Raw genomic sequence first — 25447 nt, 5'->3', positions numbered from 1 at the left:
TGGACAAGCCCGATTCGCGTGGCTACAACGGAAAGGTATTTTTTCCTCTTCGAAGGGAGCGGGCCGTGCTCTCGCATGATCGTGTCTGGGCCGCGATAGATGCCCTAGCGGAGCGTTATTCGCTGTCGGCCTCTGGTCTCGCCAGGCGCGCCGGCCTCGACTCGACGGCATTCAACAAATCGAAGCGGCAGTCGTCGGACGGGCGCCCGCGCTGGCCCTCCACCGAGTCGCTCGCCAAGATCATGGAAGCGACGGGCGCGACGCTCGACGAATTCATGGGGCTGATCCAGGGCGGGCAATCTCCTGCCCGGCCGCACGGTTCTGGCGCTGCCGTGCCCCTGGTCGGTTTCGCGCAGGCCGGCGCCGGCGGTTATTTCGACGATGCCGGCTTCCCGGTTGGACAAGGCTGGGATCTGGTCGAATTGCCGGCGCAATCCACCGATACGGCTTATGCCTTGAAGGTCCAGGGCGATTCGATGCTGCCGCTTTACCGCAATGGCGACGTTTTGATCGTGGAGCCGGGTGCCACCGTGCGCCGCGGCGACCGCGTCGTCGTCAAGACCGGCTCCGGCGAGGTCATGGCCAAGGTGCTGGAGCGCCAGACGGCGCGCACCATCTCGCTGCTCTCGCTGAACCCGGATCACCCCAACCGCGACCTGCAGATGGTCGAGGTGGAGTGGGTGGCCCGCATCGTCTGGGCAAGCCAGTAGGATGGCGGTATGAGACCGCTTCCCGCAGTCGTTGCCATCCTGATGCTTGGGGCTTCCGCCGCTGCCATCGTCGCGGGTGGGCGCATCACCGGGGAGGGCGCCAAGGTCGAGATATCGAACGAGGACGTGCCGACGCTCGACATGCTGGGCGACCCTCCTGCCGACCAGCCGGCTGGAGTGGACAACGACGCGGCTCCACCGCCGGAGCCCGAGCCCGCGACCGAACAGGCGCCAGCGGAGAAGCCGCTTCAACCGGGCGTGTCGACGACGCAACAGTCAGGAATGCCGGCGGCACCACAGCAGTCGGGTCAGACGCAGGCCGCAACGCAGCAAGCCACGGCGGAGACCATCCAGCAGCAGGCGGAGGCGGCATCAAGGGCGATCGACCCGATGATGGCGGCGGCGCCGGGCGATCCCGGCGCCTTGCAGCGCATCGAACCGCGCGCGCCGCTGAGCAAGCTTTCGCTGGCGCAGCCGAAGAAGCCGCCGATGCCGGACAAGTGGAAAGGCACGCCGCTCTACCAGGCGGTGGCGCCGGCCGCGGGTCGCATCGAAGCCAAGGGCTATTCGGTCGCTGTCTCGGGCGTCGACATCATGCCGGAGGACGAGACCTGCACCGACGAAGCCGGCAAATCATGGCCTTGCGGCGCACGCGCGCGCGGAGCCTTCCGCGCCCTCATCCGCCAGCGCGCCGTCAACTGCGTGGTGCCACCGGAAGGTGGGCGCGACCTGATCTCCGCGCCTTGCCACATCGGCAAGGTCGATGTCGGCGAGTGGCTGGTGAGCAATGGCTGGGCCCGGCCCGCCGCCGGCGGTCCTTATGCGGAGGCCGGCGAAAAGGCGAAGGCGGAGAAGCGGGGCATCTTCGGCAAGGCGCCGGAGGGGACTGGCCTGCCACCAGCCCCGCCGCCTGTCTCGGCGCCGGAAGCGGTACCGAGTTCGATCATCGACAGTTCGGGCCTGGATGCGCCCGCGTCGCCGAACAGTTCGCCGTCGATCTGGCAGGCTCCGGCCGGACCGGCGCCGGGCGGCGATCCTACGCTGCGAGCTTTCCCTCCAGCGCCCGCGCGATGAGGTCGCGCGTCTCGGCGATGCCGTAGAGCTCGGCGAACGAGCCGAAGCGCGGGCCGCGCTCCTGGCCGATCAGCACCTGGTATATCATCTGGAAGAAGGCGACCGACACGCCGGGTCCGCCTTCCGGGCTCTGCTTGGCATGGTCCTGGTAGCGTTCGATCTTGCGCGCGACGTTGAGCGCCGCGTTCTGGATCGTTTCGCTGTTCGAGCCTGCAGGCAGGGCGCCCAGGGCCTCCGACAGCCTGGCCAGTGCGTCGCGCTCGACATCGTCGGCGGCGCGGTAGACCTTGGTCGGCTTCACGAAGTCGTCGAAATAACGGATCGCATAGCCGGTCAGCTTGTCGAGCTCGGGATGTGTGGCCGGCGTCACGCCCGGTGCATGACGCGAGATGAAGCCCCACAACACGTCCTTGTTCTGGGCATTCGAGGCGCTGACCAGATTGAGCAGCAGCGCGAACGAGACCGGCATGTCGATGACCGGCGGATGACCGTCATGCATGTGCCAGACCGGATTGCCGAGCCGCTCCTTCCATTCCTGGCGCGGATAGGCGGAGAGGAAGGAATAATACTCGTCCACCGCCTTCGGGATGACGTCGAAATAGAGCTTCTTCGCCTGCCTTGGCCGCTGGTACATGTAGAGGCCGAGGCTCTCGGTCGGCGCGTAGGTCAGCCACTCGTCGATGGTCAGGCCGTTGCCCTTCGACTTCGAGATCTTCTGGCCATGCTCGTCGAGGAACAGCTCGAACACGAAATGCTCCGGCGCGCGGCCGCCAAGAATGTTGCAGATCTTGTCGTAGATGCCGGCATTGGTCTGGTGATCCTTGCCGAACATCTCGAAATCGACGCCGAGGGCGGCCCAGCGCATGCCGAAATCCGGCTTCCACTGCATCTTCACCTTGCCGCCGGTTACCGGCAGCGTCGTCTCGGTGCCGTCCTCGTCGTTGAAGGTGATGGTGCCGGCCTTGGCGTCGACATGCTTCATCGGCACGTAGAGAACGCGCCCGCTCTTCGGCGAGATGGGCAGGAAGGGGCTGTAGGTCGCCTGGCGTTCTTCGCCCAGCGTCGGCAGCATCACCTTCATGATGGCATCGTACTTCTCGACTGCGCGCAGCAGCATGTCGTCGAAGCGACCCGACTTGTAGTACTCCGTCGCGCTGGCGAATTCGTAGTCGAAGCCGAACGTGTCGAGGAAGCGCCGCAGCATGGTGTTGTTGTGGTCGCCGAAGCTCTTGTAGTCGCCGCCATAGGGGTTCGGCACGACGGTGAGCGGCATCTGCAGGTAAGGTTCGAGCGCGGCGCGGTCCGGCACGTTTTCCGGGATCTTGCGCATGCCGTCCATGTCGTCGGAGAAGCAGAGCAGCTTGGTCTTGACCTCGCCTCTGGTCAGCACATGGAAGGCATGGCGCACCATGGTCGTGCGCGCCACCTCGCCGAAGGTGCCGATATGCGGCAGGCCGGACGGGCCGTAGCCGGTTTCGAACACCACGGTCTCCGGGAATTCACGGCCTTTGTAGCGTTCGACGATCTTTTTGGCTTCCTCGAACGGCCATGCTTTGCTCTCGACGGCGGCGGCAAGGAGTTCGGGATTGAGATCGATCGAATTGGATATGGCCATTATGGATGCCCTGAAAACAAGCCCGGCCACGCTGCCGGACGGTCTGCTCTAGAGCATGATCCCGCAAAGTTGAAGACTTTTCGGACCAGGATCATGCTCGAGGCAAAGATATGGAGCGGATCAGGCCGATGGCGCTTCGCTCCGTGACGCACCGGGGCGCCAACGATTTCGGGCATTTTTCCTTGATGTCGCTACGGACAACACGGCGAACCTGCCGGTCCGCAGCAGGAACCCGCGGCCTGCTGCTCAGCCAGCCAGCGATCGCGTGGTTTGCAGCTTGCCGGGCGTGGCGAAAGCGCCACGACGATTTCGCCGGCGCCGATCGACGGCGCGGCGGCTCGGTGCAACTGCATGGGCTGCACGCCATCGCTCACCTCGAAGGTCAGCCGGGCGCTCCGGTCAAGTGAAAGGTGGTCGGCGACCTTGCCGATGATCGCGGCGAACTTCTTGGCCGTCATCTGTTCAGGCGCGTCATCGACGTCCCACAACTGCACGAAGATTTCCGTCCAGGCCTCCGGATTGGCGCCGCAGTCGAGACCGGCGAAGGTTCCGGCCTTCACCTCCGTCACATGATAGCCCTTGCGCAGCCGGCGCCCTTCGCAGCGGAAGGTGAGCGGGCTCGATGGATGCCGGTCGAGTACCTCCAGCAATTCACCGATCGTGATGTCGTCGGCTGCCACCGAAACATTGACGTTGCCAGGAGCATTCATCTGCGCTATTCCTCATTTCGATATTTTTAGGATTATTGAAATATGGATGAACGTCAAGCCCTCGCAGCCTTCGGTGCCCTGTCGCAGGAGACCCGCCTGCGCATCCTGCGCATGCTGGTGGTGGCCGGCCCCCAGGGCATTGCCGCCGGGGCCATTGCCGAGAAGGCCGAAGTGTCGGCCTCTAACGTGTCATTTCATCTGAAGGAACTGGAGCGGGCAGGCCTTGCCGCGGCAAGGCGCGATGCGCGTTCGATCATCTACAGCGCCGAATATGAGGCGCTGAGCGGCCTGATCCGGTTCCTGATGGAGGATTGCTGCGGCGGCCATCCGGAAGTCTGCGCCCCTGTTGTCACCGCAGCCGCCTGCTGCACCCCGTCCAAGGACATTGTTCAATGAGCGACCGCGTCTACAACGTATTGTTCCTGTGTACCGGCAATTCCGCGCGCTCGATCCTGGCGGAAAGCATCCTCAACAGGGAAGGCGCCGGCCGGTTCAGGGCCTATTCGGCGGGCAGCCAGCCGAAGGGCACCGTCAACCCGTTCGCGCTCAAGGTGCTCGCCGCGCTGGATTATCCGGCCGAAGGGTTCCGCTCCAAGAGCTGGGACGAGTTCGCTGTGCCCGGCGCACCGGAGATGGATTTCGTCTTCACCGTCTGTGACAGTGCCGCCGGCGAAGCCTGCCCGGTCTGGCCTGGCAATCCGATGACCGCGCATTGGGGCATCGAGGATCCGGCCGCCGTCGAAGGCTCCGACATCGACAGGGAACGCGCCTTCTCCACCGCGGCGCGCTACATGAAGAACCGCATCGACGCTTTCCTCAACCTGCCGCACGCCTCGATCGATCGTCTCGCCCTTCAGCATCATTTGAAACGGATCGGTTCGACCGATGGCGCGACATCGGCAGGCCTGCACCAGAACGCGCCGGCGGCCTGAGCGATGACCACATTCGAACGCTACCTGACCCTGTGGGTCGGCCTGTGCATCGTCGCGGGCGTCCTGCTCGGCCATCTCTTTCCAGGCCTGTTCCAGCTTGCCGGCTCGGCCGAGATCGCCAGGGTCAACCTGCCGGTGGCTCTGCTGATCTGGCTGATGATCGTGCCGATGCTGCTCAGGATCGATTTCGCGGCACTCGGCGAAGTCGGCCGCCATTGGCGCGGCATCGGCGTGACGCTGTTCATCAACTGGGCGGTCAAGCCATTCTCGATGGCGCTGCTCGGCTGGCTGTTCGTCGGCTGGCTGTTCCGGCCCTATCTGCCGGCCGGCCAGATCGATTCCTACATTGCCGGGCTGATCATTCTGGCAACCGCCCCCTGTACGGCAATGGTTTTCGTGTGGTCGAACCTGACCAAGGGCGAACCGCATTTCACGCTGTCTCAGGTAGCCTTGAACGACGCCATCATGGTTGTGGCCTTCGCGCCGGTCGTCGGCCTGCTGCTCGGCCTTTCGGCGATCACGGTGCCATGGGGCACGCTGGTGCTGTCCGTCGTGCTCTACATCATCATCCCGGTCGTGGCCGCCCAGTTCGTGCGCCGGCGCCTGCTGGCTAAGGGCGGGCAGTCGGCGCTGGACCGGCTGCTTGCTACGCTGCAGCCGGTCTCTCTCGTCGCATTGCTGGCAACGCTGGTTCTGCTTTTCGGCTTCCAGGGTGAACAGATCATCGCGCAGCCGCTGATCATCGCGCTGCTGGCCGTACCGATCCTGATCCAGGTCTATTTCAACGCCGGGCTCGCCTACCTGCTCAACCGCATCAGCGGCGAGCAGCATTGCGTTGCCGGTCCCTCGGCACTGATCGGAGCTTCAAACTTCTTCGAGCTGGCGGTCGCCGCGGCCATCAGCCTGTTCGGCTTCAACTCGGGTGCCGCACTCGCCACCGTCGTCGGCGTGCTGGTCGAGGTGCCGGTGATGCTCTCGGTCGTCTGGATCGTGAACCGCAGCAAAGGCTGGTATGAGCGGGGCCTGAAGCCTGCTCCTGTCACGGAAACCGGAAGGGCGCGATGACCGTCACCATCTATCACAATCCTGCCTGCGGCACGTCCCGCAACACCCTGGCCATGATCAAGGCCAGTGGTGAAGAGCCTGTTGTCATCGAATACCTCGTCGATCCGCCGTCATGGCAGCGGCTGGTCGAACTGATGGCGGCCATGCAGATCACGCCGAGGCAGTTGCTGCGCGAGAAGGACACGCCTTATGGCGAACTCGGCCTGGCCGACGGCAAATGGTCTGACGGCGAGCTGATCGATTTCATGATGGCGCACCCGATCCTGATCAACCGGCCGATCGTGGAGACGCCGAAAGGCACGGCGCTCTGCCGACCCTCCGAAGCCGTCCTCGACCTGCTCGCCAACCCCGTTGCCACCTTCACCAAGGAAGACGGCGAGGTTGTGCACCATCCAGCCAAGGGCCAGCCGTGAATACAGTCGGCGAGCGGATTCCGGTCGCGGCCGTCCTCGCACTCGGCCTCACCCAGATCATCGCCTACGGCACGCTTTATTACAGCTTCTCGATCCTCGCGCCCGATATGGCCCGCGATCTCGGCTGGTCGACGGAATGGGTGTTCGGCGCATTGTCGGCGGCGCTGCTGGCGGGTGGGTTCGCGGCGCCCTGGTTCGGGCGGCTGATCGATCGCCATGGCGCCGGGCGCATGATGTCGGCCGGCTCGCTGCTCGCCGCGGCAGCGCTTGCCGCTTGCGCCGCGGCTCCGAACGGTGCCGTTTTCGTCGCGGCCCTGATCGCTCTCGAACTCGCCTCGAACCTCGTCCAGTACGGCGCGGCCTTTGCGCTCCTGGTGCAGCTGCAGCCGCATGTCGCGGCCCGCAGCATCACCTATCTCACTTTGATCGGCGGCTTTGCTTCGACCGTCTTCTGGCCGATCACCAGCGCGCTGCACCGGCAGTTGAGCTGGCAGGAAGTCTATCTGGTCTTTGCCGCGCTCAACCTGGTCGTCTGCCTGCCGCTGCACGGATGGTTGTCGGCGGGGCTGGCCCGCAGCCGGGCCGCCATGTCGACGGCGCCAGTTCCCGTCCTTGGACGATTGCCTGAAGGCGGCAGGCGGTCAGGCTTCGCCCTGATGGTGGCCGGCTTCGCGCTGCAGTCACTGGTCGGCGCGGCCATACTGGTGCACATGGTGCCGTTGCTTTCGGGCCTTGGCCTCGGGGCGTCGGCGGCGTTCATCGGAACGCTGTTCGGTCCGTCGCAGGTGGTGAGCCGCCTGATCAACATGGGGTTCGGGCGCAACCTGTCGCCGGTGGTGCTGGCCGTCATCGCAGCAACCCTGATGCCCCTGGGTGTGCTGGTCCTCGCCCTGACGGCGCCATCGGTTGCCGGCGCCATGGCTTTCGCCATCCTGTTCGGCCTGGGCAACGGGCTGCTCAGCATCGTCTCGGGCACGCTGCCGCTTCATCTGTTCGGCAGCGAGGGCTATGGCAGGCTGCAGGGCAGGGTGAATTCCGCGCGCCTCGTCGTCTCGGCAGTCGCCCCGTTCGCGCTGGCATTCGGCATGATCCGGATCGGGGTCATCCCTTCGCTCGCCGTCGCCGTCGCCGCCGGAGCAATTGCCGTGCTAGCCTTCCTGATGATCCGGCGAGGCTGATCAGTCCCGGCCGGCACTTGATCACATGTTGCCGACATTCTAGGCCAGCCCGTCGCATGCTAGAAGTGCGCAGGAGCCAACGATCGATGGGGTGCGCAATGCAGGCCTTTGTTCTGACGGGATATGGCGGTGCCGAAGCCGCCGAGCTGCGCGAGATGCCGCGGCCACGCCCCGCCCGTGGCGAGGTGCTGGTGCGTGTTCATGCTGCGGGTCTCAATCCGGTCGATTTCAAGACGCGCGAAGGCAAGCTGAAGGTCATCCAGCGGTATCCGCTGCCGGCCATCATGGGCAACGAGCTGGCCGGCGTCGTCGAGGAACCCGGCGCGGGCGTGACATCGTTCGCGAAAGGAGACCGGATCTTCGCCCGTATGCCGAAGGCCGCCATGGGTGCCTTCGCGGACTATGCGGTTGTTCCCGCCGACCTCGTTGCCCTCATGCCGGCATCGCTGGATTTCGAAAGCGCCGCCGGCGTTCCGCTGGCCGGGCTCACCGCGCTGCAGGCGCTGCGCGACGAACTCGGCGTGAAGAAGGGCAGTCGCGTCTTCATTCCCGGCGGGGCGGGTGGCGTCGGTACTTTCGCCATCCAGCTGGCGAAGCATCTTGGAGCGGAGGTTACCACGACGGCGTCGCCGCGCGGCAGGGCGCTCGTCGAGCGGCTGGGAGCCGACGTGGTCATCGACTACACCACGCAGAAGTTCGAGGATCGTGTGCGCGACATGGACGGCGCCTTCGATCTGCTCGGCGGCGAGACGCTCAAGAAAACATTCCAGGTGGTGAAGCGCGGCGGCAAGGTGGTTTCGATCGCCGGCATGCCGGAGCCCCAGACCGCGCTGAAGGACCTTGGCCGGGGCATGGGGCTGGCTGCGCTGTTCTGGCTCGCATCGTTCAGCCTGCGTGCCGAAGCCAGGAAGCACGGCGTCTCGTACCGCTATCTGTTCATGCATCCGAGCGGCAGCGAGCTTGCCGAACTCGCACAGCTGATCGAGCGGAAGAAGCTGGAGCCGGTCATCGACCGGGTATTCCCTTTCGCCGGGATCGCCGATGCCTTTGCCTATCTGGAAGCCGGGCGCGCCAAGGGCAAGGTTGTGGTGCGCATGTAAGACCGACCGGCTTTCAGAGAGAACGGCCTGCGCGCGCCATGCCGTGCGCGACCAGCCGGTCGATGATCTCCGGATAGCTGACCCCGCTGGCGCCCATCACCTTGGAATACATGCTGATGTCGGTGAAACCGGGGATGGTGTTCAGTTCGTTGATGAAGATGCGGTTGTCCGCAGTGACGAAGAAATCGGCGCGTGCCATGCCGTCGCAGCCGAGCGCACGAAACGCCGTCGCCGCATGGGCGCGGATCTCGTCCTCGACATCCCCGGGGATGTCTGCCGGAACCTTCAACGCCGCCCCGTCGGCGTCGATGTATTTGGCGTCGTAGCTATAGAAGCCATGGCTTGCGGCGGGGGTGATCTCGCCGGTTCGCGACACGAACAGCGTGCCGTCCGGGTTCTCCAGCACCGCGCATTCGATCTCGCGGCCGCGAATGAATTCCTCGGCCAAAAGCTTGTCGTCATGGCGGAAACCCTCGGACAGGGCTGTCTCATAGTCCGCCTGCGTCGAGACCTTGTTGATGCCGACCGACGAACCCTGGCGGGCCGGTTTGATGAAGATCGGCAGGCCGAGCGCCTTTTCCAGTCCATCGAAGGCCGGTGCGGTGCCGCGACGGATCGTCACCGACCGCGCGGCAGGTACACCCGCCGCGTTGAACAGCCGCTTGGCGATGTCCTTGTCGAGCGCGTTGGCAGAGCCCGGTATGCCGCATCCGGCGAGCGGCACGCCGGCCACCTCGGCCAGTCCCTGCACCGCTCCGTCCTCGCCGGGAAGGCCGTGCAGGACGGGAAACACAATGTCGATCTTTGGGGCTTCGTAGGGCACGTCGTCCTTGGGCAAGGCGATTGCCCTTCCGTGTCTTCCCGCCAGCAGACAGATTTCGGTGCCGCTGGATGGCGTTGCCAGCGTGCCGTTTTCGTAGGCGCTCAACAGCCACAGACCGTCGCGGGTGACGAAGATCGGAACGGGATCGTATTTTTCCGGGGCCAGCGCCTTCATGACATTGGCTGCGGAAAGCAGCGAGACGTCATGCTCGGCCGAGCGGCCGCCGAACAGCACGGCAATGCGCAATCTTCCCGATACGTCGACCATAGGCATCCCCCTGAAAGCGCTGTGCGGTGAACGCCGCGACCCGAGCTGTTCCAACCAGGATGATGAATGTCTGAGGCCCAATTTTTGACGCTCGGCCAAAGCCTTGCTTCCAATCGGCGTGCGGCAGGTTTTTCGCATCGAGTGCGTTTTGACGTTGCGCCGCCGCGCTATCATGGGCAGGATACGGGGGCGGTTAGACGAGGAAGAGACCACGGGCCGGGCTGGAAGCGGACAGCCAAGGGTTCTCGTTCCCCCATTCCCAACGGCGCTGGGTTCGCTTTGCGGAACAGCCTGGACCTGTCTTCGCCTGCGCCGGGATGCCGGCACTGGCGACGGTGGCGTATTTTCAAAAGGAGAATGAGGTCAGCGGCTGCCCGATGGGGCTTCGGGCAACGGCAAGGGCATTACCAAAGGCAAAATTTCGTGCACGGAACTGAAACCGGCAAGGGGTAATCCAATGGCAGCCAAGCTATGCGAGATCTGTGGTGTTCGTCCGGCCGCAATCCGCGTCACCGTCGTCAGGGACGGGGCCCGTGAGGACCTGGACGTCTGCGAATACGACTACGGGCAACTGACACGCCACCAGAAATATCTTTCGCCTTTCGAATCCCTTTTCGGCGGAAGCCCGTTCGGGGATTTCTTCAACCGCTCCGATGGATTGGCGGACAGTTCTCCCGGCGCCTTCAACACGCGCCGCGGCGGCTCGGCGCCCGATACGACCGGCGAGCGGCAATATATCGAGCAGTTCAGCGAGCAGGCCAAGGAGATGCTGCAGCGGGCGGCCGAGCGGGCGGCCCAGAGCGGCCGCCGCGAAGTCGATACCGAGCACCTGCTCTACGTGCTGCCCGAAAGCGATGTCGTCCAGACCATCCTGAAGCAGTTCAAGGTATCGCCCGCCGATCTCCAGGCGGAGATAGACAGATACAGCCCCGAACAATCGGGCGACAAGGCGGACCCCAAGGGGGAAGTCGGTGTGTCGCCCAGGGTCAAGAGCGCGCTGGCGCGGGCCTATACCGCCGCACGCGAACTCGGCCACAGCTATGTCGGCCCGGAGCATCTGCTGATCGGACTGGCGGAGGTGCCCGACAGCTATGCCGGAACGCTGCTCAAGCGATACGGCCTGACGGCACAGGCGTTGCGTCAGCAGTCGGTGAAGGTCGTCGGCAAGGGCGCGGAAGACGGCAAGGTCGACACGCCCACCAACACGCCCAACCTCGACAAGTTCAGCCGCGATCTCACCAGGATGGCGCGCGACGGCAAGCTCGACCCGGTGATCGGCCGCTCGAAGGAGATCGAGACCACGATCGAGGTGCTGGCGCGCCGCAAGAAGAACAATCCGGTGCTGATCGGTGAGCCCGGCGTCGGCAAGACGGCGATCGTCGAAGGGTTGGCGCAGCGCATCATCAACAACGAGGTGCCGGAGGTCCTGCGCGGCAAGCGTCTCATCGAGCTCAATATCAATTCCCTGGTCGCCGGCTCCAAATACCGGGGCGAATTCGAAGAGCGCATCAAGCAGGTGATGGACGAGATCGCCGAGAAACAGGACGAGCTGGTGCTGTTCATCGACGAGGTCCACACCATCGTCGGCGCCGGACAGGGCGGCGGCGAGGGCGGCCTCGACATCGCCAACACCTTCAAGCCGGCGATGGCGCGCGGCGAGATGAACCTGATCGGCGCGACCACGCTGAACGAATACCAGAAATACATTGAGAAGGACGCTGCGCTCGAACGCCGTTTCCAGCCGGTCATGGTGCCCGAGCCGACGGTCGACCAGACCATCAACATCCTGCGTGGCCTGCGCGACCGCATGGAGGCGCACCACAAGGTCATCATCCAGGACGAGGCGCTGGTCGCCGCGGCCGAACTGTCCGACCGCTACATCACCGGGCGCTTCCTGCCCGACAAGGCGATCGACCTGATCGACCAGGCGGCGGCGCGGGTGCACCTGTCGACCACCTCGCGCCCGGCCGACCTGCAGGAGGCGGAAGCGGAGCTCGCCCAGCTCAAGCGTGAGCAGGCCTATGCGACGTCGCGCAAGCAGTTCGACAAGGCCAAGGACATCGAGGCGAAGATCGCCAGGCAGGAAAAGGACCTCGACGACAAGACCGACCAGTGGAAGCAGAAGATCGGGTCGAGCAGCGCCGACGTGCAGGTCAGCGACATCGCCGACATCGTCTCCAAGCTGACGGGGATCCCGGTCAACGAGCTGACGCAGGAAGAGAAGGAAAAGCTGCTCAAGATGGAGGAGCGGCTGCATCAGCGCGTCATCGGCCAGGACCAGGCAATCCAGGCGGTTTCCGATGCGGTCAGGCTGGCCAGGGCCGGCCTGAAGCAGGGCAACCGGCCGATCGCCACCTTCCTGTTCCTCGGGCCGACGGGTGTCGGGAAGACCGAGCTTGCCAAGGCGCTGGCCGAGGTCATCTTCGGTGACGAGGATGCCGTCATCCGCATCGACATGTCCGAATACATGGAGCGCCACGCCGTCGCCCGCCTGATCGGCGCGCCGCCGGGCTATGTCGGCTATGACGAGGGCGGCCAGCTGACGGAGCGTGTCCGCCGCCGTCCCTACAGCGTCGTCCTCTTCGACGAGATCGAAAAGGCGCATGCCGACGTCTACAACGTGCTGCTCCAGGTGCTGGACGATGGCCGGCTCACCGACGGCAAGGGCCGCGTCATCGACTTCAAGAACACCATGATCATCGCCACCAGCAATCTGGCTTCGGATGTCATCATGGGCCGTCCGAGCCTGGCGGGTTCGGTCCCGTCGGAGGCCGTGCGCGATGATGTGATGGCGGTGCTGCGCAAGCATTTCCGGCCGGAGTTCCTCAATCGGATAGATGAGATCATCATCTTCGATCCGCTCTCCAGGACACAGATCGGCAGCATCGTCGAGTTGCAGCTCAATCTCGTCCGCCAGGTCGCGCTCGGCCAGGGCATCACGCTGAGCTTCGACAAGAGCCTCGTCGGCCATCTGGCCGACGAGGGATATCAGCCACAGTTCGGCGCGCGTGAATTGCGGCGCGAAATCCGCCGCGTCCTCGAAGCGCCGCTGGCCAAGGAGATGCTGTCGGGCCGGGTCCAGGAAGGGGACACGGTCGACTGCAGCTATGCGGAGGGTACCGGTGTCGCCTTCAAGGTGACGCGTCCGGCAGCACCGGATGCCGACAAGTCTCCGTCGCAGGAGCCGAAAAAGGCAAAAGCCGGCGGCAATTCGAAACCGAAACAGGAAAATGCCGAGACAAGATCGGACGGGCCGTAGCCAAGGCGGAGAGACGGCTGCCACGGCCGAAATGAAAACCCGGAGCGGCAGACAAGGCCCGCCCCCTGGAGATGTTGAATGACGAAAAAACGTCCCGAAGGCATAACTGACTACAAGGGGCCGGCCGGCGGCTGGGGAGCGTTGAGAGCGGTGGCTCTCGCCCTGAAGGACCAGCAGGTGGTCGCGCGGGGGGCCCGCGCGCTCATGAGCCAGAACAAGCCTGACGGCTTCGATTGCCCAAGCTGTGCCTGGCCTGATCCCAAACACACCGCATCCTTCGAATTCTGCGAGAACGGGGCCAAGGCGGTTGCCTGGGAGGCGACCACCAAGACCATCGGCCCGGACTTCTTCAAGCGATACAGCGTCCGCGAGCTGTGGCAGAAATCCGACTACTGGCTGGAGGACCAGGGCCGCATCACCGATCCGCTGCGCTACAATCCCGATACCGATCACTACGAGCCGGTCGCCTGGGATGAGGCGATTGCCGGGATCGCCGCCGGCCTCAATGCGCTCGACCATCCCGATCAGGCCGAGTTCTACACGTCCGGACGCGCCTCCAACGAGGCCGCGTTCCTCTATCAATTGTTTGTCCGGCTCTACGGCACCAACAATTTCCCCGACTGCTCCAACATGTGCCACGAAGCGACTTCGGTCGGCCTGCCGAAATCCATTGGCGTCGGCAAGGGCACGGTCAGCCTGGAGGATTTCGACCATGCCGACCTGATCCTGTCGATCGGTCACAATCCGGGCACCAACCACCCGCGCATGATGGCCACCCTGCGGCAGCTGAAGAAGCGGGGTGCAAAGATCATTGTCCTCAACCCGCTGAAGGAAAGGGCGCTGGAGCGGTTCGAGTCGCCGCAGTCGGTCGTGGAGATGGTGACGCTGACCTCGACCCCCATCGCCAACACCTATTTCCAGGTCAAGGTCGGCGGCGACGCCGCGGCGATCAAGGGCATCTGCAAGGCGCTGCTGGCGATGGACCAGTTGACGCAGCCCGCCGGACTTGAGCCGATCCTCGACTACGGCTTCCTCGACGAACACACATTCGGCTTCAACGACTTTGCCGACGATGTGGCGGCCACAGGCTGGGCCGACATCGAGAAGGCCAGCGGTCTCTCCAGGGCGGCCCTGGAGAGCGTGGCGGAGGCTTATGCAAGATCGAAAGCCACCATCATCTGCTATGGCATGGGCATCACCCAGCACAGGACCGGCACGAGCAACGTCCAGCAGCTCGTCAACCTCCTGCTTCTGAAAGGCAATATCGGCCGACCCGGCGCCGGGCTTTGTCCGCTGCGCGGACACAGCAATGTCCAGGGCGATCGCACCGTCGGCATCTGGGAGCGCCCGGGAGAAGCCTTCCTCGACCGGCTCGGGCAGGTGTTCGGTTTCGAGCCGCCGCGGGCACACGGCCATTCCGTCATCGATGCGATCGCGGCGATGCGCGACGGTTCCGCCAAGGCGGTGATCTGCCTGGGCGGCAACCTCGCCATCGCCTCTTCTGATCCGCAGGCCTGCGCCGAGGCGTTCCGCAAGCTCGACCTTTCCGCCCACATCACCACCAAGCTCAACCGCACGCATCTGCTGGTCGGCCGCGAGAGCTTCATCCTGCCCTGTCTCGGCCGCACCGACATCGATGAACAGGCGAACGGCCAGCAGTTCGTGACAGTCGAGGATTCCATGTCGATGGTTCATGCCTCGCGGGGTTTCATCAAGCCGCCGAGTGGCAATGTCAGGTCGGAACCCTGGATCGTCGCGCAGATCGCCAAGGCGACCCTGCAGGGGAAGGGCGCGGTGGACTGGGACGCGATGGCCGCCGACTATGATCTGATCAGGGACAAGATCGAGGCCGTCTTCCCGGATTTCCGCGACTACAATGCCAGGGTGGCGGTTCCGGGCGGGTTCAACCTGCCCAATGCGGCCGCACAGCGTGTGTGGAAGACCGCGAGCGGCAAGGCCAATTTCCTGGTCGCCCCCGGCCTCCAGGAAGATGTTGCCAGCAGCGATCCGGCAGTGTTGAACCTGACCACGCTGCGATCCCACGACCAGTTCAACACCACCGTCTATGCGCTCGACGACCGCTATCGTGGCGTGTTCGGTCGTCGCGACGTGCTGTTCATCAACGCCCGCGAACTGCAGCGTCTCGGCTTCGTGGAGGGCGATGTCGTCGACATCCTGACCGCGCTCGACCATGCCGGCGATCATCGCATCGTGCGCGGGCTGACGCTTGTCGAATACAACCTGCCCGACGGATGCTGTGGCGCCTATTATCCGGAAGCGCAGCCGCTCGTGGCGCTCGAACACCATGATCCGGAAAGCCGCACGCCGGCCTACAAGTCGATCCCTGTCCGCATCCGCGCGGCGGTGGAAAGCAGCGAGACCGAACTGGTCGTCGAAAAGGCCGGCGTCGTGGGAAACCGATTTCCGGGCGAGGCGCGCCATCAAGAGAGGAGGATGTCATGAGTGAGACCTATCACTGGTCCGATCCCGCAATGACGGCCGTCGGCCGTGCGCCGGACGATCCCAACCTGAAGTTCTCCATGGATGCGGCCGGCAACAAGCCGCCGAAAGACAGCCTTGCCAACATGAAGCGCGCGGATCCGGGCGCTGTCAGCACGCCCGAAGGCACCCTCTATTACAACGGCGAGGGAGAGGACAGCTGGCACCCGTGAGGGTGGCTGTTCGCAGGTCTGTCACCCTTTCGGCTTGCGAAGCTGTGAAATCGTCTCGGCGACCGACGGAACTGCGATCATCTCAGATCCGAACGCGTCTCATGGCCAGGCATAGTCAGGGCCGGTCCTGAAAAACGATACGTTGTTGGTGAAGATGCTCTCGGGAGCCAGCCTGATCATGCGGTTTGTCGGGTCCTCCGTCTTGGCGACGGTGTCGAGGAACCATTCGTTCCAGTGTTCCTGCGCGCCGAGATATTTCAGCAGCAGGCGACGGAACCGGGCCGGCGACGAGGCCTCGATCGTGGCCGATCCACGCAGGCCGCAATGCAGCAGGACGCCGGCGGCATTGTCGAAATGCACGATCTCCACCGCACATCGTGGTTCCCGTTGCAGGCGGCTGACCGAGCTGCCGCCTTCGTCGCCGAGCATCCAGAGCGCCTCTTCTTCCCAGATGAATCAGACCGGCGCATTGCGCGGGGCGCCGTCATCGGCAGCCGTCGCCAGGTTCGCCATCAGCGGCAGGGAAAGCACGACATCGGGATCGAAAGCTCGCATCATCCGCGCAATCTCCTGACAGTTATGGCGTCCGCAGGACGATCTTCCTTGTTGCCGCCTTTTTCTTCCCGCTTCAATCCACCCTGGAGCGTTCCCGTTTTTCGTGAAGGCGGAAACGCTCCAGCTTTCGTTTTTAGGCAATTCCGGACGGAAACCGTCACACACTTTTCCTGGAATTGCTCCATGGCAAACCGAATGGAGACATGATGCCTGGCCTCAATCCGCATGGAGCCCTGATCCACCTGATGGTGATCACCTCGGCTTCGGACCGCGACATGACCGATGTGGAACTGGCGCGGATCGGCAATGTGGTCTCGTCATGGCCAGTCTTCGAGGACTTCAGCCACAACAAGCTGATTGCGATCGCGCAGAAGTGCCAGAAACTGCTGCATGAGAAGGATGGGCTCGACGGCGTGCTCACCAAGGCGGCCAGGGCCTTGCCGGAACGGCTCCACGACACAGCCTATGCAGCCGCCTTCGAGGTTGCCGCCGTCGACCTCGAAATGCGCATGGAGGAAGTGCGCGTGCTGCAGCTCATCCGCCGCGCGCTCGACCTCGACACGCTGACGGTCGCCGCCATCGAGCGCTCGGCCAAGGCCCGTCATCGCATGCTGACCTAGAGCGTTTCCGTCTTTCACGGAAACGCGGAAACGCTCTAAGTTTTTGTTTTCGCCGCATTTTGTAACGCCGAGCGATTCCACTCGGCTACAAAATGCTCTGGGTCGCGTCGGTCAGCCGCGCGAAGTCATCCAGACTCCCACGAGCGTCACGCCCAGCCCTGCGAACATCAGCAGCGTCAACGGCTCCGAAAACAGAGCCCACGACCACAGCATGGTGACGGGTGGGCTGAGATAGATCGCGGCGCTGACTTTCGCGGCCGGAAACATCCGCAAGGCCGTGTAATACACGGAGTAGGCGGCGAAGGTCGCGAACAGCACCAGCCACACCATGCCGATGGCGAAGTTCCTGGTCGTCGGCGGCGCTACGTTGCCTTCCAGCAGTGCGCAGGCGCCAAACAGCGCCGCACCCGTCAAGGTGTGGATGCAGAGGCTCTGGTGGATCGGCATATGTCCGGTTCGGCGCCGCTTGTGCAGCACGGATGCCAGAGCGAAGACGAGCATGGAGCCGATGGTCAGGCCATAGGCCCAGATCGGCGCGCCGCCGAAGCTCAGGCTGTCCAGCGACACGATCAGCACGCCCGCCACGGCGACAGCCGTTCCCAGCCATTGCCGCACGCTGAGCCGTTCGCCCAGCACGGGCTGCGACAGCACGGCGATCGCCAGCGGCACCAGGTCCGAGATCAGAGCGACAAGACCGGTGGGAACCCTTTGCTCGATCGCCAGGGCGAGACCGCCGAGGTAGAGGAATACCGACATCACCCCGAACCACATCTGGGCGAGTATCGCGCGCGGCATCATCTTCGGTCCAATCGCCAGGGCGAACGGCAGCAGGATCAGACCCGAGAGAAGCGTGCGCCAGAACAGGATGGTTACGGCGGCCGCCTCTTCGCTCGCGTAGCGCATGCCGACGAAACCGGAACTCCAGACCAGGATCAGCAGCGAGGCTGTCGCGGGCCAGATAAAACGGTTCTGGACGGGCAGTGACAATGGCTGGTCGGTCATGTGCTTTTCATTCCGGCGTTTCACCGGCAGCTATCAGCAGCAGACCCCTGGAGGCACATGACAAATTTCGATCATGACATGACAAATTCGTCGCCCAAGTCATGGAAAATTGCATTTTCATGCCGCCTGTGTGCAGATGACTGCAATGCAGCGCGAGACGAGAACATGACGGACCTCACCCGCCGGCGTTTGGAAATCGATGCGTTGCGGGCTCTGCTTGCCATCCGGCATCACGGCGGCGTCACACGAGCGGCCGAAGCGCTCGGCCTTTCCCAGTCCGCCGTCAGCCACAAGATCAAAAGACTGGAGACGAGTCTCGGCTGCGAACTTCTGAACCGCCTGCCGGGCTCGACTGCCTTCACCGCGGCGGGGAACGACTTGCTCGACTATGCCATTCGCATCCTCGGGCTTCATGACGAAGCCCTGCTCAGCCTGTCGAAGACGACGCTGGCGGGGCGCATTGCCCTCGGCCTGACCGAGGACACCACCTGCACCGCGCTTTCCCGCATTCTGGGCAGGTTCCGCCGGCTGCACCCGCAGGTCAGTGTCCGCACCAAGGTCCGCATGAGCCTGGTGCTGGGATCGATGCTGGAGCGAGGCGAGATCGACGCGGCGATCATCCAGATGTTCGCGCACGAAGTGCGCCCGACCGATCTCGTTCTCATGAAAGAAAAGCTGCATTGGGTGAAGCATCCCGAACTCGATCTGCCGGAAGGCGGGCCGATACCGTTTCTGTCGTTCGACGATGAGTGTTTCTATCGCCGCTGGGCGTTTGACCTCGGACAGGACGGAGGCATCGTGCTGGAGACCGTCTTCGAGTGTTCGAGCGCTGCCGGGATCGTCGCGGCGGTCAACGCGGCGATGGGCGTCGCGTTGCTCGGTGAACGGCATTTACGCCCGGAGATGCAAATCATTGCAGATGGTCTGCCGCCGCCACCGCCGCTCGTCTATGTGGCGCGGCGCGGTCGCAAGGTGCGCAATCCCGCCCTCGATACGCTGATGACGGAGATCGAGGGCGACATCGGCCGATATGGCGGCCTGGCGTTGGCCAGTTGATCGGTCGGGTGCCGGCAGCAATTCAGGCTGCGCGGCGATCTTCAGTAGAAACTCACCGGGAAGTAGCGCAGATAAAGTTCGGCGAAGGTACCCTTCAGCGCGATCTGCTGCAGCGCGTAGTCGAGTGCCGCGGCGATGTCCTTGTCGTCCGGCTTGACCGCAATGGCCAGGCCGGTGCCGAGATATTCCGGCGCCAGGTAAGGCCCGCCGGCGAAACGGCAGCAATCGGCGGCATCCGAACCCGCCAGCCAGAAGCCGAAGCGCATGCCGTCGCCGAAGGCAGCATCGATCTTGCCGGCCTTGATGTCGGCAAACAGTGCCGCTTCGGTCGGGAACGGCGCCGTGGTCACCTCCGGGAAATCGTCACGCAGCATGCGTTCATGCGCCGAGCTTGCCACCACGCCGACGCGCTTGCCCTTGAGCTTCTCGTAAAGTGGTTCGGTCACGGCCTTGGCCTTCGGCATGACGAAGCGCGCCGGAAACTGCAGGTAGGAGCGCGAGAAGGCGTACTTCTCGCGGTTCTCCTGCGTCACCGCGACGCCGGCCATGATCGCCTCGCCGTCGCCCTTGGCCAGCGCATCGTCTAGTTCGGCCCAGGGCAGCGCCTGGATCTGGCATTTGTCGGCAACGGCAAGTTCGGCGCAGATGGCGCGGGCGAGGTCGACATGGAAGCCGGACAGCTTGCCGGCGGTGTCCAGGAAGTTGAAAGGCGGGAAATCGGTGGTGGTCAGGAAACGCAGCCGCGCCAGTTTCGTGAGGTCGGGTTTCGGCAGCCGCTCATTGGCGTCCCAAAGCATTGGCGGCTGTGGTTCTGCCGCGCGCGCGGCCGGGCCGCAGGCCAACATGGCCGCCAGAGCAGTCAGGGCTAACCGGCGCAGCTTCAAATCGAACCTCCTGTTCTGCTTTTCATACAATGGGGGGGTAGGCAGTCGGCAATAGGCAGTCGGCCAAAAAACAATTGCAGGTGCGTCGCCTCGCGCACATTTCGACTGCCGACTGCCTATTCGATGCTGATATTTTCCGCTGCGGCTTCCACCTCGAACCTGGGCATGACGCCGAGCATGGGAGCCGCGCGGCGGATGATGTTGGCCGCCATCGGGCCCGCGCTGAAGCCGGCGGTGGCGGCACGCTCCGAGTTCTCCCGCTTCGGCTCGTCAACGATGGTCAGGATCACGAATTGCGGGTCGTCCATGGGCAGGGCGGCGACGAAGGCGTTGAAGTTCCTGTCTTTGGAGTAGCGGCCGTTGACCACCTTCTCCGCGGTGCCGGTCTTGCCGCCGACACGATATCCGGGGACCGCCGCCGACCTGCCGGACCCTTTTTCGCCGTTCAGCTTGTAGATGTAGCGCATGTCCCGGCTGGTCTTGTCCTTGACCACCTGTTCAGAGACGGCGAGGGCTTCCTGCAAGCCTCGAGGCAGGAAAGTCGGCGGCATAAGCCGGCCGCCATTCATCAGCGCAACCACGCCGACGGCGGTCTGCAGCGGCGTTGTCGAGAAACCGTGCCCGAAGGCCGCGGTGATCGAATGCACCTTCTTCCAGACGCGTGGCTCGGTCGGCTGGGCGACCTCCGGCAGTTGCGTCCGCGTTCGGTCGAGCAGGCCGAGGCGCTTGAGAAATTCGCGATGCCCCTCGATGCCGACCACATCCGCCTCGCGCGCCGAGCCGATGTTGGATGAATAGAGGAACACCTCCGGCAGGGTCAGTACTCTGCCCTTGCCGCGAAAATCCCTGATGATCTGGCGGCCGATCCTGAGCGGACGACTGGCATCGAAAGTGCTGTTGAGGTCGACCTTGCCGGAGTCCAGCGCCATCGCTGTGGTGAAGCTCTTGATGGTGGAACCCATTTCGTAAAGCCCGGCGGACATGCGGTTCAGCTTGTCCGGGCTCTGGGCATCGACTGGATTATTCGGGTCGAAGTCGGGGACAGACGCCATGGCAACGACTTCACCCGTTTTGGCATTGATCACGACGGCCCCCGCGGCGATGGCGCGAAAGCGGGTCATGGCCTGGAGCGCCTCGTCACGCACGATGTGCTGCACGCGCAGATCGACGGACAGCTTGACCGGGGCGAGGCTTGCGGCGGTTGCCATGCCCAGCTGCTGCAGATCGGCCAGTCCCTGGTCGTCGATGTATTTTTCCAGGCCGGAGATGCCGCGATTGTCGAGATTGGTCAGCCCCACGATATAGGACGCGACAGGTCCGCCGGGATAGAAGCGCCGTTTCTCGGTCCGAAAGCCGATGCCCGGCAGGCCGAGGGCCATGATGTCGCCCTGCTGCCTGGGTGTGAGCTGGCGGCGCAGCCAGACAAAGCCCTTGCCGCTTTTCAGCTTGGCATAGGTATCCTCCACGTCGAGATCGGCAAGAACGGTCGACAGTCTTTCGATGACTTCGTCCGCATCGACGATGCGGCGCGGCTCTGCAAACAACGAAGACATCTTGATGTCGGTCGCCAGCAGCGCGCCGTTGCGGTCGATGATGTCCGGCCGGGATGCCGTGGGGCGGACGGCAGGGCCGCCGCTTTCCGGCAGGCTCTGCATGCCCAGATGGACGAGCCGGCCGCTCATCGCCGCGTAGACCGCTAGGAAGCCGGCCGCGACGAAGACCACCCGGCGGCGTGGCGCGCCACGCCTCCCCTCAACCACCAGAGGATTGCTGGGCGCGCATATGGCGGCGAACCTCCGCTTCAGCCAGCCTTTCCAGACCCCAGACATGCGACGCGACCCCACGCGCTGTTTGTGCGACAGCGTCTTTGATTTCGTTAATGAAATGTATGGCGAACGAGTCGTTCTAGGGTTTAATCAGTGAAAAAAATCTTAAAAGTTAAATTAACCTTTAGGTTCTGGCGGGGTGCTGCGGACTAAATTGATATAACTTATGTAATATGGTTAACGACCGAGGAGCTGAGCTTGGGTTGGGGAGAGGGAAGCTGAGGCAGTGAGGCGAAGTCGTCTTACTGTATTTTTGGAAATACATCGAAAATGTATTTCCAGCTCCCCCGTTTCCCTGCCCCTTGTTCTCGTCACTTCTTCACGAAAGATTGTCCTTCGCCGATGATCTTCTTGTCTTCCTTGCCGATAACGTCGAGGTCGCGACCGTCATAGGGCAGGCTGAGCAGGATGCGGCGGATGACGGCGAGGCGGGCGCGGCGCTTGTCGTTGGCACGCACGATGATCCACGGCGCGTGCTTGGCATGCGTGCGCTTGAACATCTCGTCACGCGCCCTGGTGTAGTCGTCCCATTTGTTCACGCCGGCGATGTCGATGGGCGAGAACTTCCAGTTCTTCAGCGGGCTGTGGCGGCGGTCGTGGAATCGCGCCAGCTGCGTTTCGCGGCCGATGTCGAGCCAGATCTTGAAGAAATGGATGCCGTCATTGACGATCATCTTCTCGAAATGCGGCACCTCGTCGAGGAAGTCCTCGTGCTGCTGTGGCGTGCAGAAGCCCATCACCGGTTCGACGCCGGCGCGGTTGTACCAGGAGCGGTCGAACGACACGAGCACACCCGCCGTCGGGAAATGGTTGACGTAGCGCTGGAAATACCATTGTCCCTTTTCGGTCTCGGTCGGCTTGGTCAGCGCCACGTTCTGCGCGCTGCGCGGGTTGAGGAACTGGTGCAGCGCGAAGATGGTGCCGCCCTTGCCGGCGGCGTCGCGCCCCTCGAACAATGCCATCACCCGCTGGCCGGTCGCCTGCAACCAGGCCTGCGCCTTCACCAGCTCGATCTGCAGCTGTTCCAGCGTCTGCGCATAATCCTCGCTCTTCATCTTCTTGTCGTAAGGATAACCGCCCGCCGACAGCTTGTTCTCCTCGATCCATTCCGGCAGTTCCGGCGCATCGATGTCGAACAGACGCTCCTTGCCGTCGATCTGAATCTTCAGCGGTTCCGGGATCGGAATGCTGGCAACCGGGGCAACGGGCTTTTCTTTTTTCATCGATACGAACCTCTCCAACTTTCAGACTCATGCTATGGGGAGCCAGTAATGGGGTCCAGCGGGAAGTTGGCACGATAGCGTTTCCGTTTTTTACGGAACCGCTGAACCGCTCTGGTTCTTTGTTATGCAATTCCGGACCAGAGCGTTTCCGTTTTTCACGGAAACGCGGAAACGCTCTATTCTTTGTTATGCAATTCCGGACGGTAAACCGTCACAAACTTTTACTGGAATTGCGGTAGGTCGCCCGGATGGATTGGAGTGCATATGAGCGACGTTGCGGGTGAGGATCGCCATTCGAGGACGAGCTTGACGGTCAGGCTGTGGGAGGCACGCTGGTATCTGCTGGCGGGTCTTGCGGCCGTGATGGTCGCCTACGGCTTCGGGCCGGGCCGGGCCTGGGCCCTGCCACTGGCCGTCCTGCTTCTGTTTGCAGCGCTTTTCAGCGCCAAGCCTAGTGCGCGCATCGCCGAGAAGGCGAGGGAGGTGGAAACCGAAGGCCTGCAGCGCCTTTCCGGTGAATATCTGGCCGCCGCCGTCGCCGATCCGCTCATCATCTTCGACCGCAACACCACGGTGGTGCATGCCAATGCCGCAGCCTTTGTCGCTTTCGGCGGCATGTCGCCCGGCCTGTCGCTGCCGCTGAAGTTCCGGGCGCCGGAAATGCAGGCGCTGCTCGACAGTGTCGTCTCCGGCAAGGTTGCTTCCGACGAACTCGACTATCTCGAAAAATTGCCGGTCGAGCGCGTCTACCGGGTCAGCGCTTCCTCCGTCGGACACGGCACCGACCTGTTCGTTCTGGTGTTCAAGGACCAGAGCGAGGCTCGCCGCATCGACCGCATGCGCGCCGACTTCATCGCCAACGCCAGCCACGAGCTGCGCACGCCGCTCGCCTCGATCTCGGGTTTCATCGAAACCTTGCGCGGACCGGCCCGCAACGATCCCGCCGCCCGCGAGCAGTTCCTGCAGATCATGCAGAACCAGACCAGCCGCATGGCGCGCCTGATCGACGATCTGCTGTCGCTGTCGCGGCTGGAGATGAAACCCTATCTCAAGCCCGGCGCGCGGGTGGATCTGCGCCAGACGCTGGAAAGCGTCATCGATTCCCTCAGCCCCCTGGCCAGGGACAGCAACCTCGTCGTCGAGCGCGACTTCGCCGAAGGTGAGCTCGCCGTGCCCGGCGATCGCGACGAGCTGTTCCAGGTGTTCGAGAATCTTCTCGAGAACGCCTGCAAATACGGCCAGTCCGGCGGTCGCGTCGCGGTCAGCGTGGCGCCCGGAGGAAATGCCGCCGAGCCGACCATCGACGTCACCATTCGCGATTTCGGCCCCGGCATCGCCGAAGAACACATTCCCCGCATCACCGAGCGCTTCTATCGCGTCGATGTCGAAACCAGCCGCGCCCAGAAGGGAACCGGCCTCGGCCTCTCCATCGTCAAGCACATCCTTACCCGCCATCACGCGCGCATGTCGATCCGCTCGGAACTCGGCAAAGGAGCTGCATTCACGGTCCATTTGCCAGCAAACTAGATTTTAGCGCAAATGCAGACTATCTCTGGGGAAAGCGTTTCGTCGTATTGTCACATGGCTGGCGTATCAGCAGTCAATTGACAAGCGAATCACCGCACCTTCCAGAAGGCAATGCCCATGCAGTCCGTGCATATTGTCAGCGCTTATGACGAGGAACTGAAGTTCCTGGCCAAGCGCATTGCGGCCATGGGCGGTCACGCGGAACGCATGGTCGAACAGGCGGTGGCTGCCCTCGTCAATGCCGATCAGGATCTCGCCCAGAAGGTGATCCGCGACGACATCGTGCTCGACGAAGGCCAGCGCGAGATCGACGACAAGGCCATCCTCATCATCGCGCGCCGCCAGCCGATGGCGACCGACCTGCGCGAGATCGTCGGCGCCATCCGCATCTCCGCCGACCTCGAACGCGTCGGCGACCTCGGCAAGAATGTCGCCAAGCGGGTGATGTCGGTGACGGACGGCCGCGACGCCACAAGCCTCTATCGCGGGCTGGAGGCGCTGGCCAACCTTGCCCTTATCCAGTTGAAGGAAGTGCTCGACGTCTACGCCTCGCGCTCGGTCGACAAGATCGGCCTGGTGCGCGACCGCGACGAGCAGATCGACGCCATGTACACCTCGCTGTTCCGCGAGCTCTTGACCTACATGATGGAAGATCCGCGCAACATCACCTCCTGCACGCATCTGCTGTTCTGCGCCAAGAACATCGAGCGCATCGGCGACCACGCCACCAACATCGCCGAGACCATCTATTACATCGTCACCGGCGACCAGATGCCGGCCGACCGCCCGAAGGAAGACAAGACCGATCGGGTGGTGGTGCAGCAGCCGGAACTTGCAAAATAGGCAGTCGGCAGTCGGCAGTCGAAAATAGTACCTTTTGCGAACTCGGTGTTTGAAGCACGGTTCACTGCCGACTGCCTCTTGCCACTCCGCAGA

General features: G+C 63.6%; 23 protein-coding genes. 15 read left to right on the top strand and 8 right to left on the bottom strand.

Annotated elements, in window-relative coordinates; all coding sequences use genetic code 11:
* Positions 1–65: 65 nt before the first annotated feature.
* Positions 66–710: a helix-turn-helix transcriptional regulator gene (locus tag ACFJIU_RS21040; protein WP_379063171.1), complete on the top strand. Its 645-nt coding sequence runs from the start codon at positions 66–68 to the stop codon at positions 708–710.
* A 9-nt stretch (positions 711–719) separates the two neighbouring features.
* Positions 720–1784 (top strand): thermonuclease family protein, encoded by a 1065-nt coding sequence (locus ACFJIU_RS21035; protein WP_379063170.1) that lies wholly within the window; start codon positions 720–722, stop codon positions 1782–1784.
* Here ACFJIU_RS21035 and ACFJIU_RS21030 read toward each other — a convergent pair.
* Together ACFJIU_RS21030 and ACFJIU_RS21025 are read right to left on the bottom strand one after the other, a co-directional pair.
* The gene (locus tag ACFJIU_RS21030; protein ID WP_379063168.1) at positions 1747–3399 is read right to left on the bottom strand and encodes a lysine--tRNA ligase; all 1653 of its coding nucleotides are present in this window, start codon (positions 3397–3399) and stop codon (positions 1747–1749) included. The two genes, ACFJIU_RS21035 and ACFJIU_RS21030, sit on opposite strands and share 38 nt — an antisense overlap.
* A gap of 191 nt (positions 3400–3590) precedes the next feature.
* Positions 3591–4109, bottom strand: a complete 519-nt coding sequence (locus tag ACFJIU_RS21025; protein WP_379063166.1) for a DUF6428 family protein — start codon at positions 4107–4109, stop codon at positions 3591–3593.
* A 42-nt stretch (positions 4110–4151) separates the two neighbouring features.
* Between ACFJIU_RS21025 and ACFJIU_RS21020 the strand changes: the two genes are divergently transcribed.
* The 6 genes from ACFJIU_RS21020 (at position 4152) to ACFJIU_RS20995 (ending at position 8797) form a co-directional block, all read left to right on the top strand.
* Positions 4152–4505 (top strand): ArsR/SmtB family transcription factor, encoded by a 354-nt coding sequence (locus tag ACFJIU_RS21020; RefSeq protein ID WP_379063164.1) that lies wholly within the window; start codon positions 4152–4154, stop codon positions 4503–4505.
* Positions 4502–5041, top strand: a complete 540-nt coding sequence (locus ACFJIU_RS21015) for an arsenate reductase ArsC (RefSeq protein ID WP_379063162.1) — start codon at positions 4502–4504, stop codon at positions 5039–5041. Before ACFJIU_RS21020 ends, ACFJIU_RS21015 begins: the two co-directional genes overlap by 4 nt.
* A 3-nt stretch (positions 5042–5044) precedes the next feature.
* Positions 5045–6106: an ACR3 family arsenite efflux transporter gene (gene arsB, locus ACFJIU_RS21010; protein WP_379063160.1), complete on the top strand. Its 1062-nt coding sequence runs from the start codon at positions 5045–5047 to the stop codon at positions 6104–6106.
* Positions 6103–6519 carry an arsenate reductase (glutaredoxin) gene (arsC, locus tag ACFJIU_RS21005; protein WP_379063158.1) on the top strand — a complete coding sequence of 139 codons (417 nt, stop codon included), beginning with the start codon at positions 6103–6105 and terminating at the stop codon, positions 6517–6519. The genes arsB and arsC overlap by 4 nt, the downstream gene beginning before the upstream one ends.
* The gene (gene arsK, locus ACFJIU_RS21000) at positions 6516–7697 is read left to right on the top strand and encodes an arsenite efflux MFS transporter ArsK (protein WP_379063156.1); all 1182 of its coding nucleotides are present in this window, start codon (positions 6516–6518) and stop codon (positions 7695–7697) included. Before arsC ends, arsK begins: the two co-directional genes overlap by 4 nt.
* A gap of 98 nt (positions 7698–7795) precedes the next feature.
* Complete coding sequence (locus ACFJIU_RS20995; RefSeq protein ID WP_379063154.1) at positions 7796–8797, top strand: NADP-dependent oxidoreductase; 1002 nt, start codon at positions 7796–7798, stop codon at positions 8795–8797.
* Between the two features lie 13 nt (positions 8798–8810).
* Here ACFJIU_RS20995 and ACFJIU_RS20990 read toward each other — a convergent pair whose 3' ends face one another.
* On the bottom strand, positions 8811–9887 hold the full coding sequence (locus ACFJIU_RS20990) for a D-alanine--D-alanine ligase family protein (protein ID WP_379063152.1): 1077 nt from the start codon (positions 9885–9887) through the stop codon (positions 8811–8813).
* Between the two features lie 457 nt (positions 9888–10344).
* Between ACFJIU_RS20990 and ACFJIU_RS20985 the strand changes: the two genes are divergently transcribed.
* The 3 genes from ACFJIU_RS20985 to ACFJIU_RS20975 all read left to right on the top strand — a co-directional run bounded on the left by ACFJIU_RS20985 (position 10345) and on the right by ACFJIU_RS20975 (position 15818).
* On the top strand, positions 10345–13146 hold the full coding sequence (locus tag ACFJIU_RS20985; RefSeq protein WP_379063150.1) for an ATP-dependent Clp protease ATP-binding subunit: 2802 nt from the start codon (positions 10345–10347) through the stop codon (positions 13144–13146).
* Positions 13147–13224: 78 nt separating this feature from the next.
* Entirely contained in the window at positions 13225–15609 is a 2385-nt protein-coding gene (locus ACFJIU_RS20980) for an FdhF/YdeP family oxidoreductase (protein ID WP_379063148.1), read from the top strand.
* A complete protein-coding gene (locus tag ACFJIU_RS20975; protein WP_379063147.1) occupies positions 15606–15818 on the top strand; it encodes a hypothetical protein in 213 nt (70 codons plus the stop codon). Before ACFJIU_RS20980 ends, ACFJIU_RS20975 begins: the two co-directional genes overlap by 4 nt.
* A gap of 99 nt (positions 15819–15917) precedes the next feature.
* On the opposite strand, the gene ACFJIU_RS20970 is transcribed toward ACFJIU_RS20975, so the two are convergent.
* Positions 15918–16247 carry a hypothetical protein gene (locus ACFJIU_RS20970; RefSeq protein ID WP_379063145.1) on the bottom strand — a complete coding sequence of 110 codons (330 nt, stop codon included), beginning with the start codon at positions 16245–16247 and terminating at the stop codon, positions 15918–15920.
* 332 nt (positions 16248–16579) lie between these two features.
* Between ACFJIU_RS20970 and ACFJIU_RS20965 the strand changes: the two genes are divergently transcribed.
* A complete protein-coding gene (locus ACFJIU_RS20965; protein ID WP_379073182.1) occupies positions 16580–16993 on the top strand; it encodes a tellurite resistance TerB family protein in 414 nt (137 codons plus the stop codon).
* Positions 16994–17104: 111 nt separating this feature from the next.
* Here the strand turns inward: ACFJIU_RS20965 and ACFJIU_RS20960 are convergent, their stop codons facing one another.
* Positions 17105–17995 carry a DMT family transporter gene (locus ACFJIU_RS20960; RefSeq protein ID WP_379063143.1) on the bottom strand — a complete coding sequence of 297 codons (891 nt, stop codon included), beginning with the start codon at positions 17993–17995 and terminating at the stop codon, positions 17105–17107.
* A 165-nt stretch (positions 17996–18160) separates the two neighbouring features.
* On the opposite strand from ACFJIU_RS20960, the gene ACFJIU_RS20955 reads away from it, so the two are divergent.
* Positions 18161–19051 (top strand): LysR family transcriptional regulator, encoded by an 891-nt coding sequence (locus ACFJIU_RS20955; protein ID WP_379063141.1) that lies wholly within the window; start codon positions 18161–18163, stop codon positions 19049–19051.
* Between the two features lie 41 nt (positions 19052–19092).
* On the opposite strand, the gene ACFJIU_RS20950 is transcribed toward ACFJIU_RS20955, so the two are convergent.
* From ACFJIU_RS20950 to ppk2, 3 genes are all read right to left on the bottom strand, one after another.
* Entirely contained in the window at positions 19093–19896 is an 804-nt protein-coding gene (locus ACFJIU_RS20950; protein ID WP_379073181.1) for a transporter substrate-binding domain-containing protein, read from the bottom strand.
* A 155-nt stretch (positions 19897–20051) separates the two neighbouring features.
* Positions 20052–21764: a peptidoglycan D,D-transpeptidase FtsI family protein gene (locus tag ACFJIU_RS20945; protein ID WP_379063139.1), complete on the bottom strand. Its 1713-nt coding sequence runs from the start codon at positions 21762–21764 to the stop codon at positions 20052–20054.
* 308 nt (positions 21765–22072) lie between these two features.
* Positions 22073–22984 (bottom strand): polyphosphate kinase 2, encoded by a 912-nt coding sequence (gene ppk2 / locus ACFJIU_RS20940; RefSeq protein WP_379063137.1) that lies wholly within the window; start codon positions 22982–22984, stop codon positions 22073–22075.
* Positions 22985–23248: 264 nt separating this feature from the next.
* Between ppk2 and ACFJIU_RS20935 the strand changes: the two genes are divergently transcribed.
* Together ACFJIU_RS20935 and phoU are read left to right on the top strand one after the other, a co-directional pair.
* The gene (locus ACFJIU_RS20935) at positions 23249–24511 is read left to right on the top strand and encodes an ATP-binding protein (RefSeq protein WP_379063135.1); all 1263 of its coding nucleotides are present in this window, start codon (positions 23249–23251) and stop codon (positions 24509–24511) included.
* A gap of 117 nt (positions 24512–24628) precedes the next feature.
* A complete protein-coding gene (phoU, locus tag ACFJIU_RS20930; protein WP_379063133.1) occupies positions 24629–25354 on the top strand; it encodes a phosphate signaling complex protein PhoU in 726 nt (241 codons plus the stop codon).
* Positions 25355–25447 lie beyond the last annotated feature (93 nt).

Source organism: Mesorhizobium sp. UC74_2, from assembly GCF_042701485.1.
Lineage (GTDB): Bacteria > Pseudomonadota > Alphaproteobacteria > Rhizobiales > Rhizobiaceae > Mesorhizobium.
This window is presented reverse-complemented; position numbering and strand designations above follow the sequence as displayed.